This is a genomic window from Spirosoma litoris (assembly GCF_054776755.1).
The window spans coordinates 45,313-69,460 of record NZ_BAAHBI010000038.1; the positions used below are offsets into that span (position 1 = coordinate 45,313).

The window sequence follows — 24,148 nt, forward strand, 5'->3', positions numbered from 1 at the left end:
TATCCATTTTACAGTATCAGTTATCAATACCGATCGTCGTCCTCTTCTTCATCCTCCTCCCCGAAGTTAGTGCCGGGGTTGAACATAGAGCCGAGTAAGTCTTTGAACGATAGGCCCGTATCCATAGCTTTTTTTCCGACAAGTGAATGCTCAGCCAGACCGTGCAGGGCAAATTCCATCATGAACAGTTTTTCGGCTTTGCTCAAACGGGCATGAAACTGATCGACCACATCATCTAATCCATCAATCGTGCGAAGCCGGGCTTCATAGTCGCGGTTGGTGAGGTCGTTGAGGATATCCATCGTATTTCCATCGCCAAACCAGTCTGTAATTTTCTTGTATGGATTACCGCGCTTATCTTTTTTAGCCTTTTCCGGATTCGGGAAGTATTCTAAAAATTGATTCCGAATGGCTTTTCCAATCAGGTTCTGCGCCACAATAACAGGGCCCTCTACCTCCCCTTCGTAAACCAACTCAACCTTACCACAAATGGCCGGAACAACACCATACAGATCGGCAATGCGGACATGCGTTTCTTTCTCGCCATTAAGCAACGCCCGACGCTCAGCCGAAGAAAGCAAGTTCTCGTAGGCGGAAATCGTCATCCGGGCAGAAACCCCACTCTTCGAATCGACATACTCGCTTTCACGGGCTTCCAGGGCTATCTGCTCAATCAAATCAGCAATCAGATCGTTGGCTTTCACCATGCTGGCCTGCTCCGTTTTAACGATTGCTTCCTGCATGGTAATTTTTTTACCGATTTCGATGGATTTCGGATAGTGAGTCACAATCTGTGAATCAATCCGGTCTTTCAAGGGCGTTACAATGCTGCCCCGGTTGGTGTAATCTTCGGGGTTAGCCGTAAAGACAAACTGAATATCGAGCGGTAGTCGAAGCTTAAAACCCCGAATCTGAATGTCGCCCTCCTGCAAAATATTAAACAGGGATACCTGAATACGAGCCTGTAAATCAGGCAATTCATTGATCACAAAAATGCAACGATGCGATCGGGGAATCAGGCCGAAGTGAATCGTCCGCTCATCGGAATAAGGCAGCTTTAGGGTAGCCGCTTTAATGGGGTCTACATCCCCAATCAGGTCAGCCACCGATACATCGGGCGTAGCGAGTTTCTCGGTATAACGGTCGTTACGATGCATCCAGGCGATAGGCGTTTGATCGCCTTTTTCGGCAATCAAGTCGGTGGCAAACCGAGAAAGCGGAAGCATCGGATCATCGTTCAGTTCTGACCCGGCCACTACTGGAATGTACTCATCCAGTAAATTAACCATCAGGCGTGCAATACGGGTTTTAGCTTGCCCACGCAATCCCAACAAGTTAATGTGGTGCATAGATAAAATAGCCCGTTCTACATCGGGAATGACGGTATCTTCGTAACCCCATATACCCGGAAAAACAACTTCTTTGTTTTTGATTCGCTCAATCAAATTATCTCGTAGTTCCTGTTTAATGGAGCGAGATTGATACCCGGCGGCTTTAAGTTCGCCAAGTGTAGAGATCATTAGTAATTTTGATGCTTTCAGGCTGCGGTAGTTCATTTGCTTTGTAATGATGAATTATGAATGATAAATAATGAATTACAAAGACGAGTGTACTGATGTAAGTACTCTTCATCGTTTATCATTCACAATTCATCATTCATCATTAGGGAAACAGGCTTTCGGAAGAAATGGTTTTTTGACGCTCAAATTGACTAATTTTACCACGTAAGCGTCGGGTATAGTTTCCCGTTGCCAGTTATGAAATATACTATACCTTTCTTTTTTTTCTTTCTTGTATTAATCGGTTTAGCGGGCTGCCGTGTTCAGAATAACCCACCAGAACTACTCCGGTTATCAGCCCAGAAAGCTTACATTGGCGATCCTCTTACGCTAAGTGGCTACCAATTTGGTTCCGATCCTGCTGTTACATTCGGTGTTGCCACATCGGCGGTTACGGCTCCAATCAGTAGTCACGACGACAATACGATTCAACTGATGGTTCCCTTAGTGGCTCCCGGTTCCACTCAGATTCGCGTTCGCAACGATCAGGGCATATCCGATCCGCTCCCTTTTACGGTTCAGCAACCGGCCCCTACTGTGGCTGCAGTTACGCCCAGTAATGGGTTACCTGGCACAACCGTCGTCATCACGGGTAGCTATCTAAACCAAATTACTCGAGTTCGTTTCGATACGTTAACTGCAATTATTAAAGACAGTTCGGCACAGAAACTTACTGTTGTTGTACCGCCTACTATGCCTCGGGGAGTATTTGCGCTTGCTATTGAAACAAAGGGAGGTAATACGTCAAACTCATTTATTGTAGCTGGCACACCTCAGATTACCAGTATTAGTCCACTACGCGCCAAACCAGGTACGGAACTAGTTATCCAGGGCCAGAATTTGACCGATGGTATTGTCAGTATTAACGGGCTTACTACCGAGAAGACATTAACGACCGTTAAAGATACAGAGATTCGAACCTCGATTCCAGCCACCGCGACATCAGGTTTGGTAACTGTTAAAGTTTTTGAAACACTAGTGGCCACCAGTACTGATACGCTGAAGATCATCCAACCCCCTTTCATTACCAATTTGCTCGCCCAGGATGGTATTGCCGGTGATAAGCTGTTGGTAAATGGCCGTAATCTCCGCGATGTTACCAGCATGACGGTTGGCAACGTTGCGGCCTCATTTCGCATCATCAGCGATACGCAGGTCGAAGTAACTATACCGGCGCTGACGACCTCTGGTGCCGTACAGGTCTCGGCCAGCAGCATTGGCGGCACCGCAACAGGAACCGATTTTTTCTTTTTCTATTTGCCTCCTACAAACCTCGCAGTTACGCCAGCACGTCAACTTCGCGGTCGAACGCTTACCGTTTCGGGTAAAAATCTTTATCGGATTACAACCGTTAGTGTTAGCGGTATTACGGTACCGATTACCAGCCGAAATGAAGGAACGGATTTGCTGATCGGCGTGCCTGATAATGCTGTCAGTGGATCGGTTGTCGTTACGAGCCGAGCCGGTACAGCGTCAGCACCTTTAGTTGTTATTCAAGCTCCCGTAGTCACCAGTATTCTGCCTGCCAAAGCTCGAACCGGAGAGCGAATTGTTGTGACGGGTGACTTTCTGTTAAATGCCCAGATTTACTTCACCGGCTCCACGACTCCGGCTTCGGATGGTGGTAAAAATGAGGACACGGAACGATGGATTCTGGTGCCATCCGATGCACAAGCGGGTCCCTTACGCGTCGTAAATGTAGTGGGCGAACTCCTGACACCCATGTTTTTTACGCCTGTCCGGCTGGCAACGATCACTGACTTCGTGCCAAAGACGGCTAAAGTCGCCTACGAGGTTACTATTACAGGACAAAACTTAGCCAGCGTAACATCCGTACGATTTAATGGAGGCACCTCTACGCCAGCAACGTTCCGGATTTCGGGCAGTTCGTTAATCGCGATCGTTCCTGCGGATGCCGTTACGGGCCAGATTTGCCTTACAAATGAAGCCGGAACAAGCTGTACTACTGGCACGATCACGATAACAAAGTAGATTCTTTGGATGCTATAGATAGTTGATTGGATATAAAGAATCTATAGCATCCAACGAATCTATTTTAAGCCTCTTACCGTTACATCGCCCGAATCTGCCTTACTAATACCTCGTTAATTCGGACATAACTCTCATGCGTCCATCCACCGACGTGTGGCGTCAATACAACCCGGTCGGACTGGCGCAGGTAATCAAACGCAATTTGCTGATCGGGAGTGAGTTTGGCTAATTTCTCATTCTCCAGAACATCCAGCGTTGCTCCACGCAGTTTGCCATTTTCCAAACCGCGTACAACGGCTGCCAGTGATACAATTTCACCCCGTGCAATGTTATTCAGATAAAATGGCTTAGCCACCTGATCGATAAATGCATCGTTAACCATCTTGCGCGTTTCATCTGTCAGCGGAATGTGTAGGCTAATAATATCCGCTTCGGCCATAATCTGAGCCTGCGTAGCTTCTTGTGCAAACTTGTCACCGTAGTTTGTCAGAAATTTATCGTAGGCCAGCACCCGACAACCAAATCCACTGAGTCGCTGGGCCGTAGCTCGACCATTGTTGCCGTAACCGATCAGGCCGACCGTCATGCTGCCTAGTTCATAGCCTCGGTTACCTTCCCGGTCCCAAATTCCCTGGCGCACCTCCCGATCTGCCTTCAGAATATTGGCCAACAAGGCTAATAACATACCTACGGTGTGCTCAGCAACGGCATCTCGATTGCCTTCGCCAGCGTGAAAAACAGCAATTCCGCGTTGTTCAACAGTTGTCAGATCAATCAAATCCAGACCAGCACCTGCCCGCCCGATAAACCGAAGGTTAGGCGCCTGGCTCAACAATTCATCGTCGACGGTGGTTTTACTCCGAATAATAAGCCCCTCAAAGGGCGCAAGTGCTGGTATCAATTCAGCCCGACTAATTTTTGGCTGATAGTCATAGGCAAAGCCAGCCTCATCAAGCATGGCAAAAAGCGACGGGTGCATTTCGTCGGCAATGAGAATAGAAGGTTGGTTCTGGGACATCCGAGGGGTTTTCGTAACTTGCAACAGTCTTAGTTAAGAATGAAGAGTGAAGAGTGAGAAATAAAAAGCTTCGCAGATGTCTTCTCCATCTATTCTTCACTGTTCATTCTGCATTCTTCACTAGTTAAAATTCTTGGCGAAACTACGAAAAGTACATGGAACAACGCCAACCTAACGAACCGAATCAACCCCGCACCAACCCAGCAGGTGGGCCTAAACCTGATACTAAACCAGCCGATGCGCAAGCGCAGCCAGCGACAGAACAGCGGCCCAGTAATCAGCCTCGTCAGAATCGTCAGGATGTTCCTTATCAGAACAATCGAAACGGAGGGAATGCCGGTGGAAATACTTCGCCCAATCGTCCTGAGCGATCATTCAAAGCGATGCCGAACCAAAATCAGCGAGACAATCGTCAGCAAAATAACGGTCAGCGCCCTAATGAAGCGCGTCAGCGCGAAGATGATCAACGGCAAAAGAATCAACGCGATAATCGTCAGCAAAATAATGGTCAACGTCCGAACGAAGCACGCCAACGGGAGGAACCTCGTCCTGATCGCGATCGCAATTCGAATAATAACCGCCCTTCAGCTCGCGAAACGATGCAAAATGAAGCAATCGGTCGCGATTTTGGCAATTCGGCTGTTCATCCAACCGAGCATGTAGGCCGGGAAGATCGGCTGGTGATCGGTATTTCGCTGGGCGATTACAATGGCATTGGCCCTGAAGTAATTCTTAAAGCGCTTCAATACAATCGGTTGCAGAAAATTTGCACACCGGTCATTTATGGCTCGATGCGGATTTTAAACCGCTATCGTAATCTATTGAACCTAAAAGACTGGAATCTCAACGGCGCCCAGACAATTGGTCAGATTAGTCATAAATTAACCAACGTCATTACCTGCTGGCCCGACCAGAATCATGAGATTCAGCCTGGTCACGTAACGCCCGAAGCCGGTCAGGCGGCTCTGGCCTGCTTGCAAAGAGCTGTCGATGATCTGAAAAATGGCAAATTAGACGCCCTTGTTACGGCCCCGATTAACAAATACAATATCCAGTCGGAGGAGTTCAAATTTCCAGGCCACACCGAATATCTGGCTCAGCAATTCGACGTTCAGGATAACCTGATGTTTATGGTGAGTGAGACCTTGCGCATTGGCGTTGTAACGGGACACATCCCGCTGGGCCGTGTCCGGCAGAACGTTACCCGCGAGCGAATTGCCCAGAAACTGCACATGATGATGCAGTCGCTTAAGCAGGATTTCGGGATCGACAGGCCCAAAATTGCTGTCCTTGGGTTGAATCCGCACGCAGGCGAAGAGGGGCTTTTAGGCAACGAAGAACAAGATATTGTTAAGCCGCTAGTGGCCGAATTCGTTAACAAAGGTGAGCTGGTATTTGGCCCCTACCCTGCCGATGGTTTCTTCGGCACAAGAGCGTACAAGAAATTCGACGCAGTGCTGGCCATGTACCACGATCAGGGTCTGATTCCGTTTAAGGCAATTGCTTTTGAGGAAGGTGTCAATTTTACAGCAGGGATGCCTGCCGTTCGAACCTCGCCCGATCACGGCACAGCCTATGATATTGCCGGTAAAGATCTTGCCGATGAAACTTCGATGCTCCAGGCTATTTACACTGCCATCGATGTTGCCCGCAACCGAAAGGAGTTCTTAGAACTGGAAGCAGGCGCACTAAAATGAATTACGATGTACGAGTTACGATGTACGAATTAACTGGTACATGGACTTGTACATCATAAGAAAGCCGTCACAAATCATAAATCGTACATCGTAAAACGTAAATCAGTACATGCTAAAATCAATGACCGGCTTCGGCAATGCAACAGTGGAAGCTGGAGGCTTGTCTGTAACAGCGGAAATTAAAACGCTGAATTCAAAGTTTTTAGATATCTATTGCCGGATGCCCCGGCAGTTCTCAGATAAAGAAATTGAATTGCGTGCTTTGCTAACTCAGCAACTGGAGCGCGGTAAAGTTGAACTCTCGCTGAATCTCAGCCGAACAAGTGGGGTACGTCCGGGGGTTACAATCAATCGGCCACTCGTTCAGGCGTATGTAAGTGATTTGAAAGAAACGGCCAATACGATGCTTATGAGCATTCCTGACAGCGATGTGCTGCAACTGGCCCTTCAACAACCAAACGCTTACTTAACTGAATCGGCCGATCCAACCGATGATGCGGCAGATTGGGCAACCGTACAGGCCGCTGTTCACGAAGCCATACGACGGTGCGATGCCTTTCGCAAACAGGATGGTTCCGTTCTGGAAGGTAAATTTCAGGAATATATCCAGATTATCTCAGATCGGTTGGCTGCCGTTGAAGAACAGGATGTTCGACGGATTCCGGCGGTTCGGGATCGAATGCGCAACTCGGTAAAAGAATTGCTAGACAGCGAAACCTTCGACCAAAATCGCTTTGAACAGGAGTTGGTCTATTATGTCGAGAAGTTTGACATTTCGGAGGAGAAAGTCCGTCTCAAAAATCACCTTAGTTATTTTCTGGAGGTACTTGCAACAGAAGAGGCCAACGGTAAAAAACTAAATTTCATTTCGCAGGAAATTGGGCGGGAAATCAATACAATTGGCTCAAAAGCGAACGACGCAGCCATTCAGCGGCTAGTCGTGCAAATGAAAGACGAACTGGAAAAGATTAAAGAACAGACGATGAATGTGATTTAAAAAGTAGTCAAGAGTAGTCAGAAATTGTCAAGAGAGGTCAGAAGATAGTTAGGATTGGTCAAGAACAGACAGGAATTGCTAAGAGTGGATAGGAGATAGTCGGAAGTTTATTTGTGAATGAAACATCAACCCACCACTTATGTTACTCGAAGAATTACAAGTTTATCAATTATCCATGGCGCTTTCTGACCAAATTTGGGACAAAGTAACGACATGGGATTACTTTGTCAGAGATACCATTGGCAAACAATTAGTACGGGCAGCCGATTCGATTTCTGCGAATATTAGTGAAGGACATGGACGCTACCATTATAAGGAAAACATTAATTTCTGTTATTATTCACGAGGCTCTCTTCAAGAGACCAAAACCTGGATTACAAAAGCATTCAAACGAAACTTGCTATCAGAAGAAGAGTACACTAATTTGTATCAGCAACTGACCACATTAAGTGTAAAACTTAACAATTATATCAAATCAATTGGACGGTCGGCGCAAGGATAACCATTTTAGAGACTCCTGACAATACTTGACAATTTCTGACTACTCTTGGCAACTCTTGACTATACTTTTTATCAACAACACGATACGCTCACGCTGGCGCAACTCCTGCTTGGGTGTGAGCTTGTACATAAAAACGAGGAAGGCATAACAGCGGGCATTATTGTTGAAACGGAAGGTTATTTGACTGACGATCCAGCCTGCCACGCCTACCGAAACAAGACTCCTCGCAATGCCGCTATGTTTGGCCCTGCCGGAACCTTGTACATTTACCAGATTTACAACCATTACAACTGCATCAATGTCGTAACAGGACCGGAAGGTGTGGGTGAGGCCATACTGATTCGTGCGCTTGAACCAACAGAAGGCATTGAGCTAATGGGACTTCGCCGAAACGACGCCTTTAAAACCGGCTTCGAACGATACCGAAACAATACGATTGATGCTACAACGGCAGACGGTCAGCGTAATCTGGCGAATGGCCCTGGCAAACTCACCATTGCCATGGGCATCAGCCGTACGCATGACAATGCCTCTTCATTGGTAACAGGATCGATTTATATTCGAGGACCCGTATTACATGACTTCGATATGGTCACAACAACCCGAATCGGCCTGACACGAGGGGCCGATTTGCCATACCGATATTATATCAAAGACAATCGGTTTGTGAGTAAGAAATAAGTTGCCGCTCACTTAGCACTATACCTAAGTAGCTCTGTTTAGGAGTTAGTACAACAGCGAATTTTTGTCATCCCGACGCAGGAGGGATCTCAATTACAAAGGAAATTAGAGATCCCTCCTGCGTCGGGATGACAAAAATTCGCTTATTTCTGATTGACTTTAGGGGCAACTAAAAATTCCGAACAGCCTCGCTCTAGTTAATCACCCGGAATAAGCGATCCCAACGGATTTTGTGCCAGATGTCTGCCGGAACCGGGTCTATCGACATCCAGACAAATACGGCTTTACCAACAATGTGATCTTCAGGGACAAAGCCCCAATACCGGGAGTCTTCCGAATTATGGCGGTTATCGCCCATCATGAAATAATAATCCTGGTTGAAGGTATAAGTCGTAATTGGCTGACCATTAATCAGAATACTACTTGGGGTTAGCTCTACTTTATTATTTTCTTCATAACGCTGAATAACAGGACCATAAAGGGCAATCGTTTTCTCGTTTATTGGGATCGTAACACCCTTTTTCGGTACTGTGAGTGGACCAAAGTTATCCTGATTCCAAGTATAGGCAGAACCACCATAAATGCCTTGCGCTAGCTGCCCAGCCTGCTCTCGCATGGGCTCAATACCTTTTACCCAGTCAAACCCGGCAAACTTATCCTTAACTTCCCGTGTCATATTTACCCGATAACCAACCAATGTCGATGCTTTTGTCGAGTCATTATAGGATTCAAGCGGTTGCCAGTTAATGAATGGACCTTCCGCCGATTTGAAGTCATTAACGATATCATACTTTCGGAAAAACTTCTCATCCAATACCTCAGTTGTTTTTACAAAATAAGTCGTTGCAGATCGGCGGGGTATGGCCTGGGCTTTTCCATTGACGTACACCTGCTCCTGACGAATTTCGATGACGTCGCCCGGAATACCGATACACCGCTTTATAAAATTGGTCTTCAGATCAGTTGGATAAGCTGGTTCGTTAGCTTTGGGTGGTGGGTAGTTGAACACAACCACATCGCCATTTTTCACATGTGTGAAACCAGGAAGTCGGTAAATCGGCAGTTGAATGGCGGTACTGTATGAAGGCAGCTCAGTTCCCCAAATTTTCTGATGAGTTAGCGGTACTTGCAGCGGAGTTTTGGGAGTCCGAATACCGTAATGGAGCTTACTAACAAACAAAAAATCGCCTACCATCAGGCTATTCTCCATAGAAGGAGTCGGAATGGCATACGCTTCAAACGTCAGAAAGCGAATAAGTGTAGCGGCTATGACAGCAAATAATACCGAATCGAACCATTCCCAAATGGGGGATTTTTTGGGTTTGAGCACTTTCGTAGCACTCGTTGTTTTCGCATTGCGCATAACCTGGCAGGATTGAATCTAAGAATGAGTATCGAGCAATGAAATATAACCACCGGCGTAAGAAGGATATCCCTATTTTACACCGATGGTTATATAGTTAGCTGAACGCTAATTCCTGAAGACAATAGCCAGATTTAGAGGCAACAAGAGTCACTTAATAACCCCTTGCTGTGTTATCAGCTCTGGGGTCGGATGCGCCTTCGTACGATCCATCTGGGCGAATCAAAACACAGTCCATCCGGCCTAATGTGTTTGTAAGTTTTTCCAGAATGTAGCCCCGGCCTTGTAAGGCCTGAATGGTAGGATCAGAAAATGCGCCATTTTCAAAAATGGTTTTGTCGGGTAGCCACTGGTGATGAAACTTAAGCGCATTAACAGCCTGCTGCATCGTCATGCCATGCTCGATAACATTCAGAATGGTCTGATAAACCGATGTAATAATGGTTGAGCCACCGGGCGTACCAACTACCATAAAGAGTTTGCCATCTTTTTCCAGAATCGTTGGTGTCATAGACGACAACATCCGCTTGTTGGGGGCAATAGCATTAGCTTGATTGCCAATCAAACCAAACATATTGGGAACGCCAGGTTTTACACTGAAATCGTCCATTTCGTTGTTCATGAAGAAGCCTGCTCCACCAATCACAACCCGGCTGCCATAGCCACCATTCAGGGTGGTTGTAATACTTACCGCGTTGCCATCTTTGTCAACAACCGAAAAGTGAGTCGTTTCAAGACTTTCATAGCCGGGAATCGTTCCGCCCTTAACCGCCTTACTGTCGGTCGCTTTGGCCCAGGAAAAATCGGTCCAGCGGGTACGCAGATAATCGGGGCTGATAAGCTGGCTCACGGGCACTTTTACAAAATCAGGATCACCCAAAAACTTAGCCCGGTCGGCATACACCCGTCGTTCAGCTTCAATCATTACCTGAACAGTACTATCGCGATTCCAGCCCCATTTCCGAAGTGGATACGGCTCTGTTAGCCGCATCATTTGCAGTAACGCAACGCCCCCACTCGAGGTCGGTGGCATCGTGATAACATTATATTCTTTATACTTCGCCTGAATTGGTTCGCGCCAGGCGGAGTGGTAGTTTTTCAGGTCTTCTTCGGTAATTAAGCCCTTCCCCCGAACCATTTCTTCAGCCAAAAGTCGCGCCGTCTCACCTTCGTAAAACCCCGCCCGACCTTGTGCCTGAATTCGTTGTAGCGTTTTGGCCAGATCGGCTTGTATCAGCAGATCGCCCTTGTGCCAGGTAATCGTATCCGTCGGAATCGTACTTTTCAAAAAATAGGTTTTGCCCGGATTAATCGTGTTCAAATCTGTTTTGATGCGATTTAGACCCAGCGCATCACGTTCGGTAAGCGCAAACCCTTTTGAAGCCAAGTCAACAGCCGGTTGCAAAACCTGCGCCCAGGTTAGTTTACCAAATCGTTTGTGAGCTTCGACCATTCCGTCAACTGAACCCGGTACGCCACTCGCCAAATGACCACTAATGCTCAAACCAGCCCGAACATTACCCTGCGCATCGAGGTACATATTTTGGGTGGCACTACCGGGCGCTTTCTCACGATAATCGAGCGTATAGGCTTTACCAGCGTTATCTCGATAAACCATAAAGCCACCCCCACCGATGTTACCAGCTCCTGGGTATACTACTGCCAGGGCAAACTGCACCGCAACAGCCGCATCGACAGCATTTCCACCCGCTTTCAGAATATTCAGACCAACCTGCGAAGCGTCAGGGTGAGCGGAAGCCACCATACCATTCCGTCCGATAACACCAACCCGGTCGGAGAAAAACGGTTTTACTGTTGGGTCTTCATCACGGTATTGGTAAACACCCTGCCCCTGGGAAACCTTTGCCGTAGTGGAGGTTGTGGTAGACGACTGCGTCTTGCAGGCCGTAACGCCTAACGTAAACAGCAGGACTGGTAAATAGTAAGTAGTTCGTTGATTCATAGGTGACGCTCAAGCTAGGTTGTAATATCCCGCAAACTACAAAAATAACGGTATCCTGCTGATAGCCAAATCAACCACTTATCCTGCTGAAGTTTACACTTGTCCTAAATGCTTTGGGAAAGATGACCCAGTGTTGTACTTTCATAAATTGGAGAGCCAGCTGTTACGTAAGGCACTTCGTTAGTTCGATTTTGCACGTTACTCTTTAGCTATATCGATGCGATTTATTCGTCAGACTTTTGAAAGTTTTCGATTCGCGTGGCAGGCTTTGCGCTCGAATCTTCTTCGCACGATGCTCTCCTTACTGGGCGTAACGATTGGTATCTTCGCCATCATTGCCGTGTTTACGCTAGTCGATTCGCTGGAGAGAAACATTAAAGAGAGTCTTTCGTTTATTGGCGACAAAGTGGTGTACGTGGAGAAATGGCCCTGGTCTTTCGGGGAGGACTACCAATGGTGGAAATACTTCCAACGCCCCGTGCCCACTTACAATGAGTACCGTTTCCTCAGCGAGAAACTTGAAAATGCGCAGGCAGTAGTCGCTATGGCCTTTAAAGGCCGCGTTACGATTAAAAATAACAACAACAGCATGTCGGCACTCATTCAGGGGACTACGCTGGACTATAACAAGATTTCGGAGGTACCGATCGAACAAGGTCGCTATTTTACCCAGCAGGAAATTAATATCTCCCGAAACGTAACCATCATTGGTTCCGACATAGCAGAGAATCTATTCCCAGGGCAAGATCCGATTGGCAAATCCTTTAAAATCAACGGGCTTAATTTTTCGGTTATCGGTGTGCAGCGCAAAAAGGGCGAAAGTATTCTGAACGTAGGCGGCAACCCCGATACTAAATGCCTTATTCCTTACGGCGCTTTTGCTAAAATGTTTCACTCCATCAATCCGAATATCACGATTTCAATTAAAGGGTATGAAAGTGATGAAGGACTACAAGAACTAGAAAGCGAAATTCGGGGATTGTTACGCACTCGGCGCGGATTACGCCCTCTTCAGGATGACAATTTTGCGATTAATCGACCAGAAGCTATTGCGCAGGCGATTAGCGGCATTTTCTCTGTTCTGACAATAGCTGGCTGGGTAATTGGTGGCTTTTCGATTCTGATTGGCGGCTTTGGCATTGCCAACATCATGTTCGTCAGCGTAAAAGAGCGCACCAATATCATTGGCATCCAGAAATCGTTGGGGGCCAAGAATTACTTCATTCTCTTTCAATTTCTGTTCGAAGCCGTGCTATTGAGTTTAGTGGGTGGGCTTGCAGGCATTTTCCTGGTTTATCTGCTATCATTCATGAGCTTAGGCAGTCTTGATCTGGAGTTAACAGCCTCAAACATTGCCCTGGGATTGGGCGTATCGAGTGTTATTGGTGTTTTATCAGGCATTATACCCGCCTTTTCAGCCTCTCGTCTCGACCCCGTTATCGCCATCCGAGCGAAATAGGAGTAGATGTATGATGTAGGATATATAATGTATAGAATCGATTGCACCAGTCAAATACATCATATATCCTACATCCTACATACTTCATCATACATCTCCTTACTCGCCTTTCGGGACAACGAGTACAACACTCTCTTTTTCGACAATTACCTGGCCCGGAGCAAGGCCTTTAGGTTTACGAACAAACTTCTTCGGCGTAACAATAACCGGGCATAAACTATCTGTCCGGCGTTTTGAATACCAGGCGGCCAGTTCAGCGGCTCGTTCGATAACATGGCGTGGGAAGGTTTTACCAGCCTGGTATTTCACGATCACATGCGAGCCTGATACATCACGGGCATGAAGCCATAGATCGTCTTTATAAGCGTATTTAAGGGTCAGTAAATCGTTGTTTTTAGCATTCCGGCCAATCAGAATACGAAACGTATCCAGCGTTACCTCTTTAAATAAAGGTCCTGCCTCAGTGCTGCTCCCTCCCCGATCCATCGAGTCAGTATGTAAATTCTGTTGTTTTACATAGCGCCTAAGTTCTTTTAGAGTTTGAATGTCAATCAAGTCAATACGTTGCTGACGAATTTTAGCTAACTCTACCTCCCGATCAGCGATCAAATCATTCAGATGTTGCTCCTCAATTTTTTCATTCTTTGCTTTACGATAAAAGTTTTCCGCGTTTTTCTGCGGGCTTAGATCAGGTTTGAGCTTAAGGATAATTGGCTGATCCCGATAGAAATCGTATAGGGTTAACCGTTCCGGTGATTTAGCCCCCGGAACCTGAGCAATGTCATGAAGGTTCGCCATTAAAATGTGTCCCATTTCTTCATGGCTAGCGCCCTCTTCACGCGAGATAAGGCGCTGCATGGCCCCCTCTATTTGACCCTCAGCCCGTTTCTGACGCTTTTCAAGAAGGCGTGCTAAATCAGCTTTCTCATGCTCAAAGGTACTAAGCCCGTTATAAGCAATAAAAAAACGAGTTGCAGCTTCCATAGGCTCGCTAAACTCACGCTGAATTTCACCCACGGGCAGCAGACTAAGTGTGGGCTTATGATGAAGTCGGGTTAGGTAATAATGCGGGGACTCAAGCATTCTTAAGGCATCCTGGACAATAGCCCAGAGCCGTTTTTCAGGTCGCTCGCCATCGTCTATAGGCTTCGCTGTTTGGTCGTGAATCCATTCATTCACTACTTTCCCGAAGGTTGGAAATAGTTTCCTATAGTCGAAATCGGCTCGTTCAAACGCTTCGTACGATTGATCGATAGGCCGATCAATGTTAGAAAACAGAATTTGTTCGTCACTCACTAATTGGCGATTAAACAAATCGATCACTTTATCTTCCTGAAAAGCCAGCAAATTAGGCCGATTACCAAAAAATTTAAATACTAACGAGAAACCACCTTCCAACTGAATAGCCAGACAACGTTCGTTCAGGAATGACCGAACGCCTATAACGGCCCGCTCCTCGCCGGGCGTGCCCACTAGAGTATCGAACAAGTCTACGCTGTTTGTACGAGCTCGCTGTACGGTATCGGGGAATACTAATCCAGAAAAATCGGGGCGTAAAGTAGCCTTTATATAAAAGGGTTTGTAATAATTAATCTTCCCTCTAGCCTGCGCAAAAACGAGCACCACCTCATCACGATCCTGGCTAAAACATTCCATAAATCGTAACCCGCTCAATGGTGATTCAGAGACCCCTTTAGGTAGAGTAAAATTACCCAGTAAATGTGGTTCTAATGATGGAGCGAGTTGCCGCAGAAAGTAATAGTTTGTATGCATACAAGTACAAAAATACGGCTAGAATTACTCAGAGTCGCATTTACTTGAAATGCAAGAAAAATAGAATGAAATTAAAATTTTATATAACTTATTTAACATAATATAATTTTACAAACATACAATTAGTTGATAATCACTTATTTATTAAAATTAAAATATAATTTTTTCAATAGTTAACTTTTATTTACCAATTCTAGAAAGAGATATTTATTACGATTTCACTTTGAAGTATAATTAAACTAACCTAATATTGATGCGTTTAACTCAATTTTAAACCAACCTAATCTTCATGAAAGCAACGCTCTACAGGTTTCTGCAGACCGCTTTTTTGGGCGCAGTTCTACTGCTATGGGGCATAACAGCTTCCGCCCAGGACCGTCGTTTGACGGGTAAAATTACGGGTACTGATGGCCCCGTGCCAGGTGCCAACATCGTGCTAAAAGGTACCCAAACCGGTACCAGTTCCGATGCAAATGGTAGTTTCGCTTTGAATATCCGGGGAGCCAGCCCAGTGCTCGTTATCTCAGCCATTGGCTTTAAGACGCAGGAAGTCCAGGTAGGAAATCGCACATCGATCGATATCTCTCTCGAAGATGATGCAACTGCCCTATCTGAAGTAGTTGTAACCGGGTACTCCACCGAAAACCGCCGGGATGTAACCGGTGCCGTATCAACCGTAAAACCAGCACAATTAAAAGTAGTTCCTTCGGCTAACGTTGAGCAACAGTTACAGGGCCGCGTTGCGGGGGTAACCGTGATCACCAACGGTCAGCCAGGTACATCCAGCCAAGTGCGGGTTCGTGGTTTTGGCTCGTTCGGGGGTAACCAGCCGCTGTACGTAGTAGACGGCGTGCCTACTCAGAACATCCAGTACATTGCTCCGGATGATATTGAAAGCACCACCGTTCTGAAAGATGCCGCTTCGGCTTCGATCTATGGAGCACGGGCTGCTTCGGGTGTGATTGTCCTGACCACCAAGAAAGGCCAACGCCGGGCTCAGAAGTTAAGTGTTAGCTATGATGGTTTGTATGGTGCTACCGATCCAGGTAAAAGCCTACCGATCTTAACTCCACAGGAACAAGCTGACTGGAGCTGGCAGGCTCGTAAAAACGATCTGTATCAGGCAGGTAAAACTCCTGATGCAACGAGCTTCGCGGGTATCGCGGGTGGTCAGTATGGTACAGGCTTAACCCCAGTTCTTCCTGATTATTTATTGGTAGGTAGCCGTTCAGGTTTAGCTGCCTCTGCTGTAGATTTAACGGCTGAAGCCGCTAAATACAACGTTAACCCAGCTAACGGTGCCATTTACAATGTCATTCCAGCCAATAAAGCGGGTACCGACTGGTACGCTGCCATCACTCGGGTTGCTCCTATGCAACGCCATCAGATTGGCTTCTCGGGCGGTACCGAATCCAGCCGTTTCTATGTTAGCTTAGGCATGCAGCAACAAGCAGGTATCGTTATTTTCAACGATTTCAAGAAATACAATCTGCGTGCTAACACCGAGTTTGATATCACCAAAAAACTCCGTTTCGGTGAAAACTTCCAGGTTTCGTACATTGCTACCAAAGGTATTTTGGGTGGTGTAGGTAACCAATTTGGTAACGCAACCAACAACAATTCCAGTGCTGCGTCGGATGAAAACGAAGTATTATCGGCTTTCCGGATGCCCCCGATCATTCCGATTTATAACTCGTTCGGTGGCTACGCGGGTACAGCCGCTCCTGGTTTTAACAACCCACGTAATCCAGTTGCTGACCGGACCGCTAACGCTAACAACGGGAACTTCAACATCTACGCTTTTGGTAACGCCTACTTAGAGTACGATGTGATTCCTTCGTTAACGCTGCGTAGTAGCCTGGGTGGTAACTATTTCAATAACTACTTTAACAGCTACGGCCGGGTACAATATGAAAACTCGGAAAACAACACCACCTACACTTACAGCGAAGGATCGGGTTATGGATTAGCCTGGACGTTCACCAACACGGCTACCTTCAAACAGAAGTTTGGTCGTCATGACATCTTTGCCTTGGGTGGTATGGAAGCTTTAAACACGGGAGCTGGACGTAACATCAATGGTTCAGGTCAGAACCCCTTTTCGACCGACCCGAACTACGTGACTATCAGCACCACAACACCCGGTGCTACCCGTCAGGTGAATAGCGGTTACAACCTGGGTAACAAGTTCTACTCGCTGTTTGCCCAGGCTCGCTACACCTACAACGATAAGTACATTTTGACTGGTGTAATCCGTCGGGATGGTTCGTCGCAATTTGCCGCTACCAACCGCTACGGGGTATTCCCAGCCTTCTCGGCCGCCTGGCGCTTATCGTCGGAAGAGTTCATGAAAAACCTGCCCTGGGTATCGGATTTGAAAGTACGCGGTGGTTACGGAATCATGGGTAACTCTAACTACCTGAGTGCGACCAACCAATATAACCTCTACGGTGGTGGCGCTGGTCAGGGATATGACATTACGGGCTCGAACGGATCGATTGCATCAGGCTTCTATCGTAGTCAAATCGGAAACGCAGCGGCTAAATGGGAGTCCAGCGTAACATCCAACATTGGTATTGACGGTAATTTCTTCAATAACAAATTGGAAGTTGTGGTTGATTTCTGGCAGAAGGATACAAAAGATCTACTATACCCACTGTCGCTACCCGGTGTAGTTGGAGTTCGCTCAAGCGCTCCGTACAAAAACGTAGCGAGTATGACCAACAAAGGGATCGACATTTTGGTGACCAACCGTGGTACCCTATCGGGTGATCTGACCTACGAAGTAACCGGTATTGCTAGCTTCCTGAACAACAAAATCACGAACATCGACCCATCGGTTCCTTACTTCACTGCGGGTGGTACTCGTTTAGGTACGCCCGTTGTACGTAACCAACCAGGCCATGACCTCTCGTCGTTTTTTGGTTATAACGTAATCGGTCTGTTCAACAGCAAGGAAGAAGTAGCCGCTGCGCCAACGCAGGATGGTGCTGCCCCAGGTCGCTTCCGCTTCCAGGACACCAACGGCGATGGCAAAATCAATGATGATGACCGTCAGTTCCTGGGTAGCCCAATTCCGAAGTTCACGGGTAGTATCACCCTGACACTGAAATACAAAGGATTTGACTTGAACACGAACGTATACGCATCTTTGGGCAACAAGATCTTCAACAACCAACGTTGGTTCACCGACTTCTACCCATCCTTTACGGGGGCTGCAATGGGTGGCCGTGTACGGGATTCGTGGTTACCGACTCACACCAACACGACGGTGCCCATTTTCGAAAGTGCTTCAAACTTCAGCACCAACACCCAGGCAAACTCGTACTACGTAGAGAACGGTTCGTACGCCCGGATGCAGTATCTGAACCTGGGCTATACCTTCCCAGCCGTGATCCTGAACAAAGTAAATCTGAGCCGTTTACGCGTGTCAGTATCGGCTACCAACCTATTCACCATCACCAAATACTCGGGTCTTGACCCAGGCGTAGGTGGATCAGCTGACCAGAACTTTGGTATCGACGTAGGTAACTACCCTGTTCAACGCGGCTACAACGTAGGCTTAAGCTTCGGATTCTAATAACATTCAAACTCATTTCATTTCTTAGTCAACTCGCACTATGAAACAATTTATAACCAAGGGAACCGTAGCCACTGCCATGATGGTCATGGTTACCTTCGCTTGCCAGGACAAATTCCTTGACGTGCCCGCCACCGGACAACTCTCGGGAGCCCAGCTGACGTCAAAAGCGGGACTCGATGGACTCCTGATTGGTGCCTACGCTCAGTTGAACGCTCGTGGCTTCTCTCAATCAGCCAGCTCCTTCAACTGGGTACGCGGTAGTGTCTCTGGTGGAGATGCCAACAAAGGCTCTAACTCAGGGGACTTTAACGCCCTCACTCCTTTCCAAACCTACCAGCTATTGGCTTCCAGTGGTGAGGTTAATTCCAAGTGGAATGCCATGTACGAAGGCATTGCTCGCTGTAACTCTACCCTGCGCTCGTTAGCCACAGCCGGTTCTGACGTGACAGCAGCTGATAAAGCCCGCATCTCGGGAGAAGCTCGCTTCCTGCGTGGCCACTACTATTTTGAGTTAAAGCGCGCCTTCAATAAAGTGCCTTACGTAGATGAGACCAAAGATTATGGTACAGGTATTGAAGCCGTTCCTAATAGCGCTGACATCTGGCCTAACATCGAGGCTGATTTCAAATACGCGGTTGATAACCTGCCGGTAAGCCAGGGGGCTGTAGGCCGGGCTAACAAATGGGCTGCGACCGCTTACCTGGCTAAGACCTATCTCTACCAGAAGAAATATGCGGATGCCAAAACCCTGTTTGATCAGGTGATTGCCAGTGGCATGACCTCTGATGGCAAAAAGTACGCTCTGGTAACTAACTTCCAGGATAACTTCAATGCCGCTAAAGACAACAGCTCAGAGTCTGTTTTCGCCATTCAGGCGGCTGCCAACACGGGTAGCTCAGACAACGCCAACCCAGATCTGGTACTGAACTTCCCTTACAACACGGGGTCGAACGGTCCTGCGGGTTGCTGCGGTTTCTTTGCCCCTAGCTTTGAGTTAGCCAACTCCTTCCGGGTGGATGCCAATGGCTTGCCATTATTGGATGGTTCCTACAACACGGGCGCCAATCAATTGAAAACGGATATGGGTATTGCGTCGAGTGCTGCCTTTACACCCGATGCAGGTCCAGTTGATCCTCGTCTGGACTGGTCGGTTGGTCGTCGGGGTATTCCTTACCTGGATTGGCAGGTTCACCCAGGTCTGGACTGGATTCGTGACCAGACGTTTGCCGGTCCTTACTCACCGATCAAGTTTGTTTTCTACAAATCGCAGGATAAATCCCTGACCGATGGTAGCTCGTGGACGGATGGTTATTCAGCCATCAACTACAACATTATCCGGTATGCCGACGTCTTGTTGATGGCGGCTGAGTGTGAAGTGGAAGTGGGTAGCTTGGCAACGGCACTGTCGTATGTGAACCAGATTCGTAGCCGGGCCAAAGGCACGACTTATGTAAAAACGGCTGCTGGTGCCAATGCCGCCAACTATCAAATTGGTTTATATACGGCTTTTGCCGATAAGGCAACGGCTCGGACAGCGGTTCAGTTTGAGCGTAAGTTGGAGCTATCGGGCGAAGGCCACCGGTTCTACGATTTAGTCCGTTGGGGCACGGCTTCAACCGTGTTGAACGCCTTCATTGCCTACGAAAGCAAATTTTTGCCAGTGGGTTACACAGGCGGTAAGTTCACTGCTGGCAAAGATGAGTACATGCCGATTCCGCAGACTCAGATTGACTCGCAGGGCAAGAGCGTACTCGCTCAAAACCCTGGTTACTAGTCAGCTAGTTTACCATTCTACTAAACAGAAGCCCCATCCTGCTCGGCAGGATGGGGCTTCTGTTTAAAACAATCATCTTTTTTAGTAGTTATTAGCCTACAAAACAACTAGACAAACGTTATGGCTAATCACAAAACCACAGACCAGCCGGGTTCTAATAATTTGCAACCTGGTCGAGAACGAACCCGCAATCAGAACGCTCAGAACAGCGGTGGACAACGGCCTAATGGCGAGAAAACAATGACGAATGCCAACAAAACCAGGCAAGGTCCTGAAGATGAACACCTTTTTGCTAACGATAACGCAGTTGAACTAGTTGAGCATGGTCATTCAGGACATAGTGGCCATCGAAACGGTAGCCGGAAATAATAACGATTATGAGTAGTTTTATGAATTCCCACGGTTCCTTCTATTGAAGCGGAACCGTGGGAATTTGCTTTTTACTAAACGAAGGAGATTCTACCAGTACTTTACCAACGACAAGCCACGAACCCTCTTCCTCTTCGTTATGTTATCTTTATAGGGCAGCTATATAAGCCTGCTTCAAGATACTACGGCTACTAAATTAAATGCTTTACCCTAATACCTTAGAACAAAAATTAGGTTTCGATACCATCCGCGAACGACTCAAAGAGGCCTGTGTCAGTCCACTAGGACAGGATTATGTTGAAAAAATTCGCTTTACGGATAACGTACAACTAATTGACAAACTGCTTCAACAAACTACTGAATTCAAACAAATTGTTCAGTATGAACCTGACTTTCCGAATAGTAATTATATCGATGTTCGTCCGCATTTGAGTCGGGCACGTATAGAAGGCCTAGCGTTAACCGAAGCAGAATTCTTTGACCTCAAGCTGGCTCTACGAACCGTACAGGATTGTCTGCGCTTTTTATCCCGACAAGGACGCGACGAAGGTGGTACCTTTCCATTCCTTCGCGAACTGGCAGGTCCGGTAGGTGTCGATAAAAAACTTACGGAGGCTCTGGAGCGGGTTATCGACGATCGAGGTAATGTGCGCGATTCGGCATCGCCCGAGTTAGCCGCTATTCGCAGACGCATTATTGGCGAACAGGCAAACCTTCGCAAACGCCTTGATAGCATCATACGTCAAGCTCGCCAGAATGGCTGGATTCCCGACGACCTATCGCTGACCGTACGCGGTGGCCGACTTGTTATCCCAATTGCAGCAGAACATAAACGTAAGATCAAAGGCTTCGTGCATGATGAGTCGCAAACGGGTCAAACGGTATACCTGGAACCAGCCGAAGTATTCGATGCCAATAACGAAATCCGCGAGCTGGAATATGCCGAACGGCGTGAAATCTACCGGATTCTATTGGCACTGACGGATCAGATTCGCCCTCATTTAGAAGACTTACGAAAAGCCGTCAACTTTCTGGCGCAGATCGACTTTATCCGGGCAAAGGCCAAACTGGCGGTTCAACTGGATGCCATTATGCCCAAACTGCACGACCGACCTTTTGTAAACTGGATCGATGCCCGCCACCCCCTACTCTATCTTTCTTTTGCGAAACAAGGGAAAAAGGTGGTTCCGCTAAACGTTCGGTTAGACGAAAAAGGGCGAATCTTGATTATTTCCGGCCCTAATGCTGGTGGTAAATCGGTTGCGCTGAAAACCATTGGTCTGCTTCAATACATGTTGCAATGCGGACTATTGATACCCATGGCTGATTACGCCGAAATGGGCGTTTTCCAAAATCTCTTCATCGATATTGGTGATGAGCAATCCCTTGAAAACGACCTGAGTACGTATTCGTCTCACCTTACGGCCATGAAACAGTTCCTGATTGGCGCTAACAAACGGACGCTCTTTCTTATCGATGAATTCGGTACTGGAACCGAGCCTGGTTTGGGTGGAGCAATTGCCGAATCGATTCTGGAAGACCTCAATAAATCGGGGGCTTACGGTGTGATCAACACGCACTACACCAATCTGAAGGTAATGGCGGACAAAACATCGGGATTGATCAACGGGGCGATGCGTTTCGACGGTGAGCATCTGGAACCGTTATATCAACTGGAAATCGGCAGACCGGGCTCGTCATTCGCCTTTGAAATTGCGCAAAAAATCGGTCTACCGAAAGGCGTTATTGATCGGGCAAAAGAAAAACTTGGTAGTCAGCAAGTGAATTTCGAGAAACTGCTGAAAGAGCTGGACATCGAAAAGCGTGTTTTCTCAGAGAAAAATATCGAAATCGGAATCAATCAGCGGAAACTGGCTCAACAACTTGCCGAATATACCGCGCTGAAAACCCGTCTGGACAACGATCAAAAGAAGATCGTTAACGATGCGAAACAGAAAGCGAAGGCGCTCGTGCAGGAAGCCAATCAGCGGATTGAAAATACCATCCGTGAGATCAAGGAAAACAAGGCTGAACGTGAGCCAACCAAGCAGATTCGGCAAGAGCTAGAACGATTCGAGGAGAAAGAATTGAAGCCAGAACCGATTGTTATTGAAACGCCCAAACCCGTCGAAGAAGAGTTTGAACATGATAACGGGGCCATTGGGGTCGGCAGTTACGTTCGGGTTTCCGGTCAAAATACCATTGGTCAGGTACTGGCGTTACGTGGTAAAGATGCCGAAATCCGAATTGGTGACCTGAAATCGAACGTTAAGTTGAACCGACTCGAAAAAGTAAGCAAGAAAACATTCAAAGAAGCTACCGAAGTACGGGACGACCGCCCCCGAAGTCAGGGAGTCGATATGAATGAAAAGATGCAGAATTTCAGTTTCAACCTCGACATTCGGGGCAAACGGGGCGAAGAGGCACTTGGCGAAGTCGATCGGTTTGTCGATGACGCACTGATGCTTGGCTATCCGGAATTACGCATCGTTCATGGTAAAGGCGATGGTATCCTGCGAACCCTCATCCGAAATCACCTACGTGGCTACAAACAGGTAGGGAAAATGGAAGATGAACACGCCGACCGAGGTGGCGCGGGTGTGACAATTGTGAAAATGAAATAACGGTTTATAGTATTCGGTTTACGGTGAGCTGGTATGAATTATAGCGCGCCAGCTCACCGTAAACCGAATACTATAAACCCAAAACTATAGCCTGATGAAAGCAGTAATTTTTGACATGGATGGCGTTATTGTTGACACCAATCCACACCACCGCATTGCCTGGCGCGAGTATTACCAGCGTAATGGAAAGACGTTAAGCGACGATGATTTTGTACAATACGTTTCGGGAAAGCACAACAAGGATATTGTTGCTCACCTATTTGCCAATCAGACGCTTAGCCCTGACGAAGTAGCTCGACTAAGTCATGAAAAAGAAGCTCTTTTTCGGGAGTTGTATCGCTCTGCCATTACGCCTGTTCCAGGGCTGATTCCATTTTTAAAATCCCTGAAAGAAGCGGGCATTCGTACGGCAGTGGCCACGTCAGCACCCGTCGAAAACCTTGACTTTATCATGGATGCGCTGGATATTCGGTCTTATTTTGACGCGCTATTAAATGAAAGCATGGTGAATCATCCAAAGCCCGACCCTGAAATTTATGAGAAAGCTATGGCTATGCTGGATGTTAAACCATCCGAAAGCGTAATTTTTGAAGATTCAATGACGGGAATTCAGGCGGCTAAAGCATCGGGAGCTTTTGTGGTGGGTATGGCCACAACACAAACGCCTGACGAACTCCGGCCATTTGTCAATGAGGTTGCCAACGATTTTACCGAACTGTCTTTTGAACGATTACAACAATTGGTTAAGTTTTTTTAACTGGATTAAACGTAACTAAGCCTTATTTTTGTAATTC

The 24,148-nt window shown here is 47.1% G+C and carries 16 protein-coding genes; 11 read left to right on the forward strand and 5 right to left on the reverse strand.

From position 1 onward, the window contains the following. Window positions 1–23: 23 nt before the first annotated feature. Window positions 24–1,556 carry a P-loop NTPase family protein gene (locus ACYVGR_RS23535; protein WP_460961327.1) on the reverse strand — a complete coding sequence of 511 codons (1,533 nt, stop codon included), beginning with the start codon at window positions 1,554–1,556 and terminating at the stop codon, window positions 24–26. Between the two features lie 201 nt (window positions 1,557–1,757). On the opposite strand from ACYVGR_RS23535, the gene ACYVGR_RS23540 reads away from it, so the two are divergent. After that, window positions 1,758–3,551, forward strand: coding sequence for an IPT/TIG domain-containing protein (locus ACYVGR_RS23540; protein WP_460961329.1), 1,794 nt, complete (start codon window positions 1,758–1,760; stop codon window positions 3,549–3,551). 79 nt (window positions 3,552–3,630) lie between these two features. On the opposite strand, the gene ACYVGR_RS23545 is transcribed toward ACYVGR_RS23540, so the two are convergent. Then, window positions 3,631–4,569, reverse strand: coding sequence for a 2-hydroxyacid dehydrogenase (locus ACYVGR_RS23545; protein ID WP_460961331.1), 939 nt, complete (start codon window positions 4,567–4,569; stop codon window positions 3,631–3,633). Window positions 4,570–4,724: 155 nt separating this feature from the next. Here ACYVGR_RS23545 and pdxA point away from each other — a divergent pair, with 155 nt between their 5' ends. The 4 genes from pdxA to ACYVGR_RS23565 all read left to right on the forward strand — a co-directional run bounded on the left by pdxA (window position 4,725) and on the right by ACYVGR_RS23565 (window position 8,446). Next, window positions 4,725–6,266 carry a 4-hydroxythreonine-4-phosphate dehydrogenase PdxA gene (pdxA, locus tag ACYVGR_RS23550; RefSeq protein ID WP_460961333.1) on the forward strand — a complete coding sequence of 514 codons (1,542 nt, stop codon included), beginning with the start codon at window positions 4,725–4,727 and terminating at the stop codon, window positions 6,264–6,266. A 109-nt stretch (window positions 6,267–6,375) separates the two neighbouring features. Beyond that, entirely contained in the window at window positions 6,376–7,263 is an 888-nt protein-coding gene (locus ACYVGR_RS23555; protein WP_460961335.1) for a YicC/YloC family endoribonuclease, read from the forward strand. 139 nt (window positions 7,264–7,402) lie between these two features. Further along, entirely contained in the window at window positions 7,403–7,765 is a 363-nt protein-coding gene (locus ACYVGR_RS23560; protein ID WP_460961337.1) for a four helix bundle protein, read from the forward strand. Between the two features lie 45 nt (window positions 7,766–7,810). Continuing rightward, window positions 7,811–8,446 (forward strand): DNA-3-methyladenine glycosylase, encoded by a 636-nt coding sequence (locus ACYVGR_RS23565; RefSeq protein WP_460961339.1) that lies wholly within the window; start codon window positions 7,811–7,813, stop codon window positions 8,444–8,446. 193 nt (window positions 8,447–8,639) lie between these two features. On the opposite strand, the gene lepB is transcribed toward ACYVGR_RS23565, so the two are convergent. Both lepB and ggt read right to left on the reverse strand, forming a co-directional pair. After that, window positions 8,640–9,809, reverse strand: a complete 1,170-nt coding sequence (gene lepB, locus ACYVGR_RS23570) for a signal peptidase I (RefSeq protein WP_460961341.1) — start codon at window positions 9,807–9,809, stop codon at window positions 8,640–8,642. Between the two features lie 154 nt (window positions 9,810–9,963). After that, the gene (gene ggt / locus ACYVGR_RS23575; protein WP_460961343.1) at window positions 9,964–11,772 is read right to left on the reverse strand and encodes a gamma-glutamyltransferase; all 1,809 of its coding nucleotides are present in this window, start codon (window positions 11,770–11,772) and stop codon (window positions 9,964–9,966) included. 217 nt (window positions 11,773–11,989) lie between these two features. Between ggt and ACYVGR_RS23580 the strand changes: the two genes are divergently transcribed. Further along, a complete protein-coding gene (locus ACYVGR_RS23580) occupies window positions 11,990–13,231 on the forward strand; it encodes an ABC transporter permease (RefSeq protein ID WP_460961345.1) in 1,242 nt (413 codons plus the stop codon). A gap of 99 nt (window positions 13,232–13,330) precedes the next feature. On the opposite strand, the gene ACYVGR_RS23585 is transcribed toward ACYVGR_RS23580, so the two are convergent. Further along, entirely contained in the window at window positions 13,331–14,887 is a 1,557-nt protein-coding gene (locus tag ACYVGR_RS23585; RefSeq protein ID WP_460961347.1) for an NFACT RNA binding domain-containing protein, read from the reverse strand. 406 nt (window positions 14,888–15,293) lie between these two features. Here ACYVGR_RS23585 and ACYVGR_RS23590 point away from each other — a divergent pair, with 406 nt between their 5' ends. The 5 genes from ACYVGR_RS23590 (at window position 15,294) to ACYVGR_RS23610 (ending at window position 24,111) form a co-directional block, all read left to right on the forward strand. After that, window positions 15,294–18,584 carry a SusC/RagA family TonB-linked outer membrane protein gene (locus ACYVGR_RS23590; protein ID WP_460961349.1) on the forward strand — a complete coding sequence of 1,097 codons (3,291 nt, stop codon included), beginning with the start codon at window positions 15,294–15,296 and terminating at the stop codon, window positions 18,582–18,584. A 40-nt stretch (window positions 18,585–18,624) separates the two neighbouring features. Then, window positions 18,625–20,361, forward strand: coding sequence for a RagB/SusD family nutrient uptake outer membrane protein (locus tag ACYVGR_RS23595; RefSeq protein WP_460961351.1), 1,737 nt, complete (start codon window positions 18,625–18,627; stop codon window positions 20,359–20,361). Window positions 20,362–20,481: 120 nt separating this feature from the next. After that, window positions 20,482–20,730, forward strand: coding sequence for a hypothetical protein (locus ACYVGR_RS23600; RefSeq protein ID WP_460961353.1), 249 nt, complete (start codon window positions 20,482–20,484; stop codon window positions 20,728–20,730). 200 nt (window positions 20,731–20,930) lie between these two features. Further along, window positions 20,931–23,354 carry an endonuclease MutS2 gene (locus tag ACYVGR_RS23605; protein WP_460961355.1) on the forward strand — a complete coding sequence of 808 codons (2,424 nt, stop codon included), beginning with the start codon at window positions 20,931–20,933 and terminating at the stop codon, window positions 23,352–23,354. Window positions 23,355–23,448: 94 nt separating this feature from the next. Continuing rightward, on the forward strand, window positions 23,449–24,111 hold the full coding sequence (locus ACYVGR_RS23610; RefSeq protein WP_460961357.1) for an HAD family hydrolase: 663 nt from the start codon (window positions 23,449–23,451) through the stop codon (window positions 24,109–24,111). The last annotated feature ends 37 nt before the right edge of the window (window positions 24,112–24,148 follow it).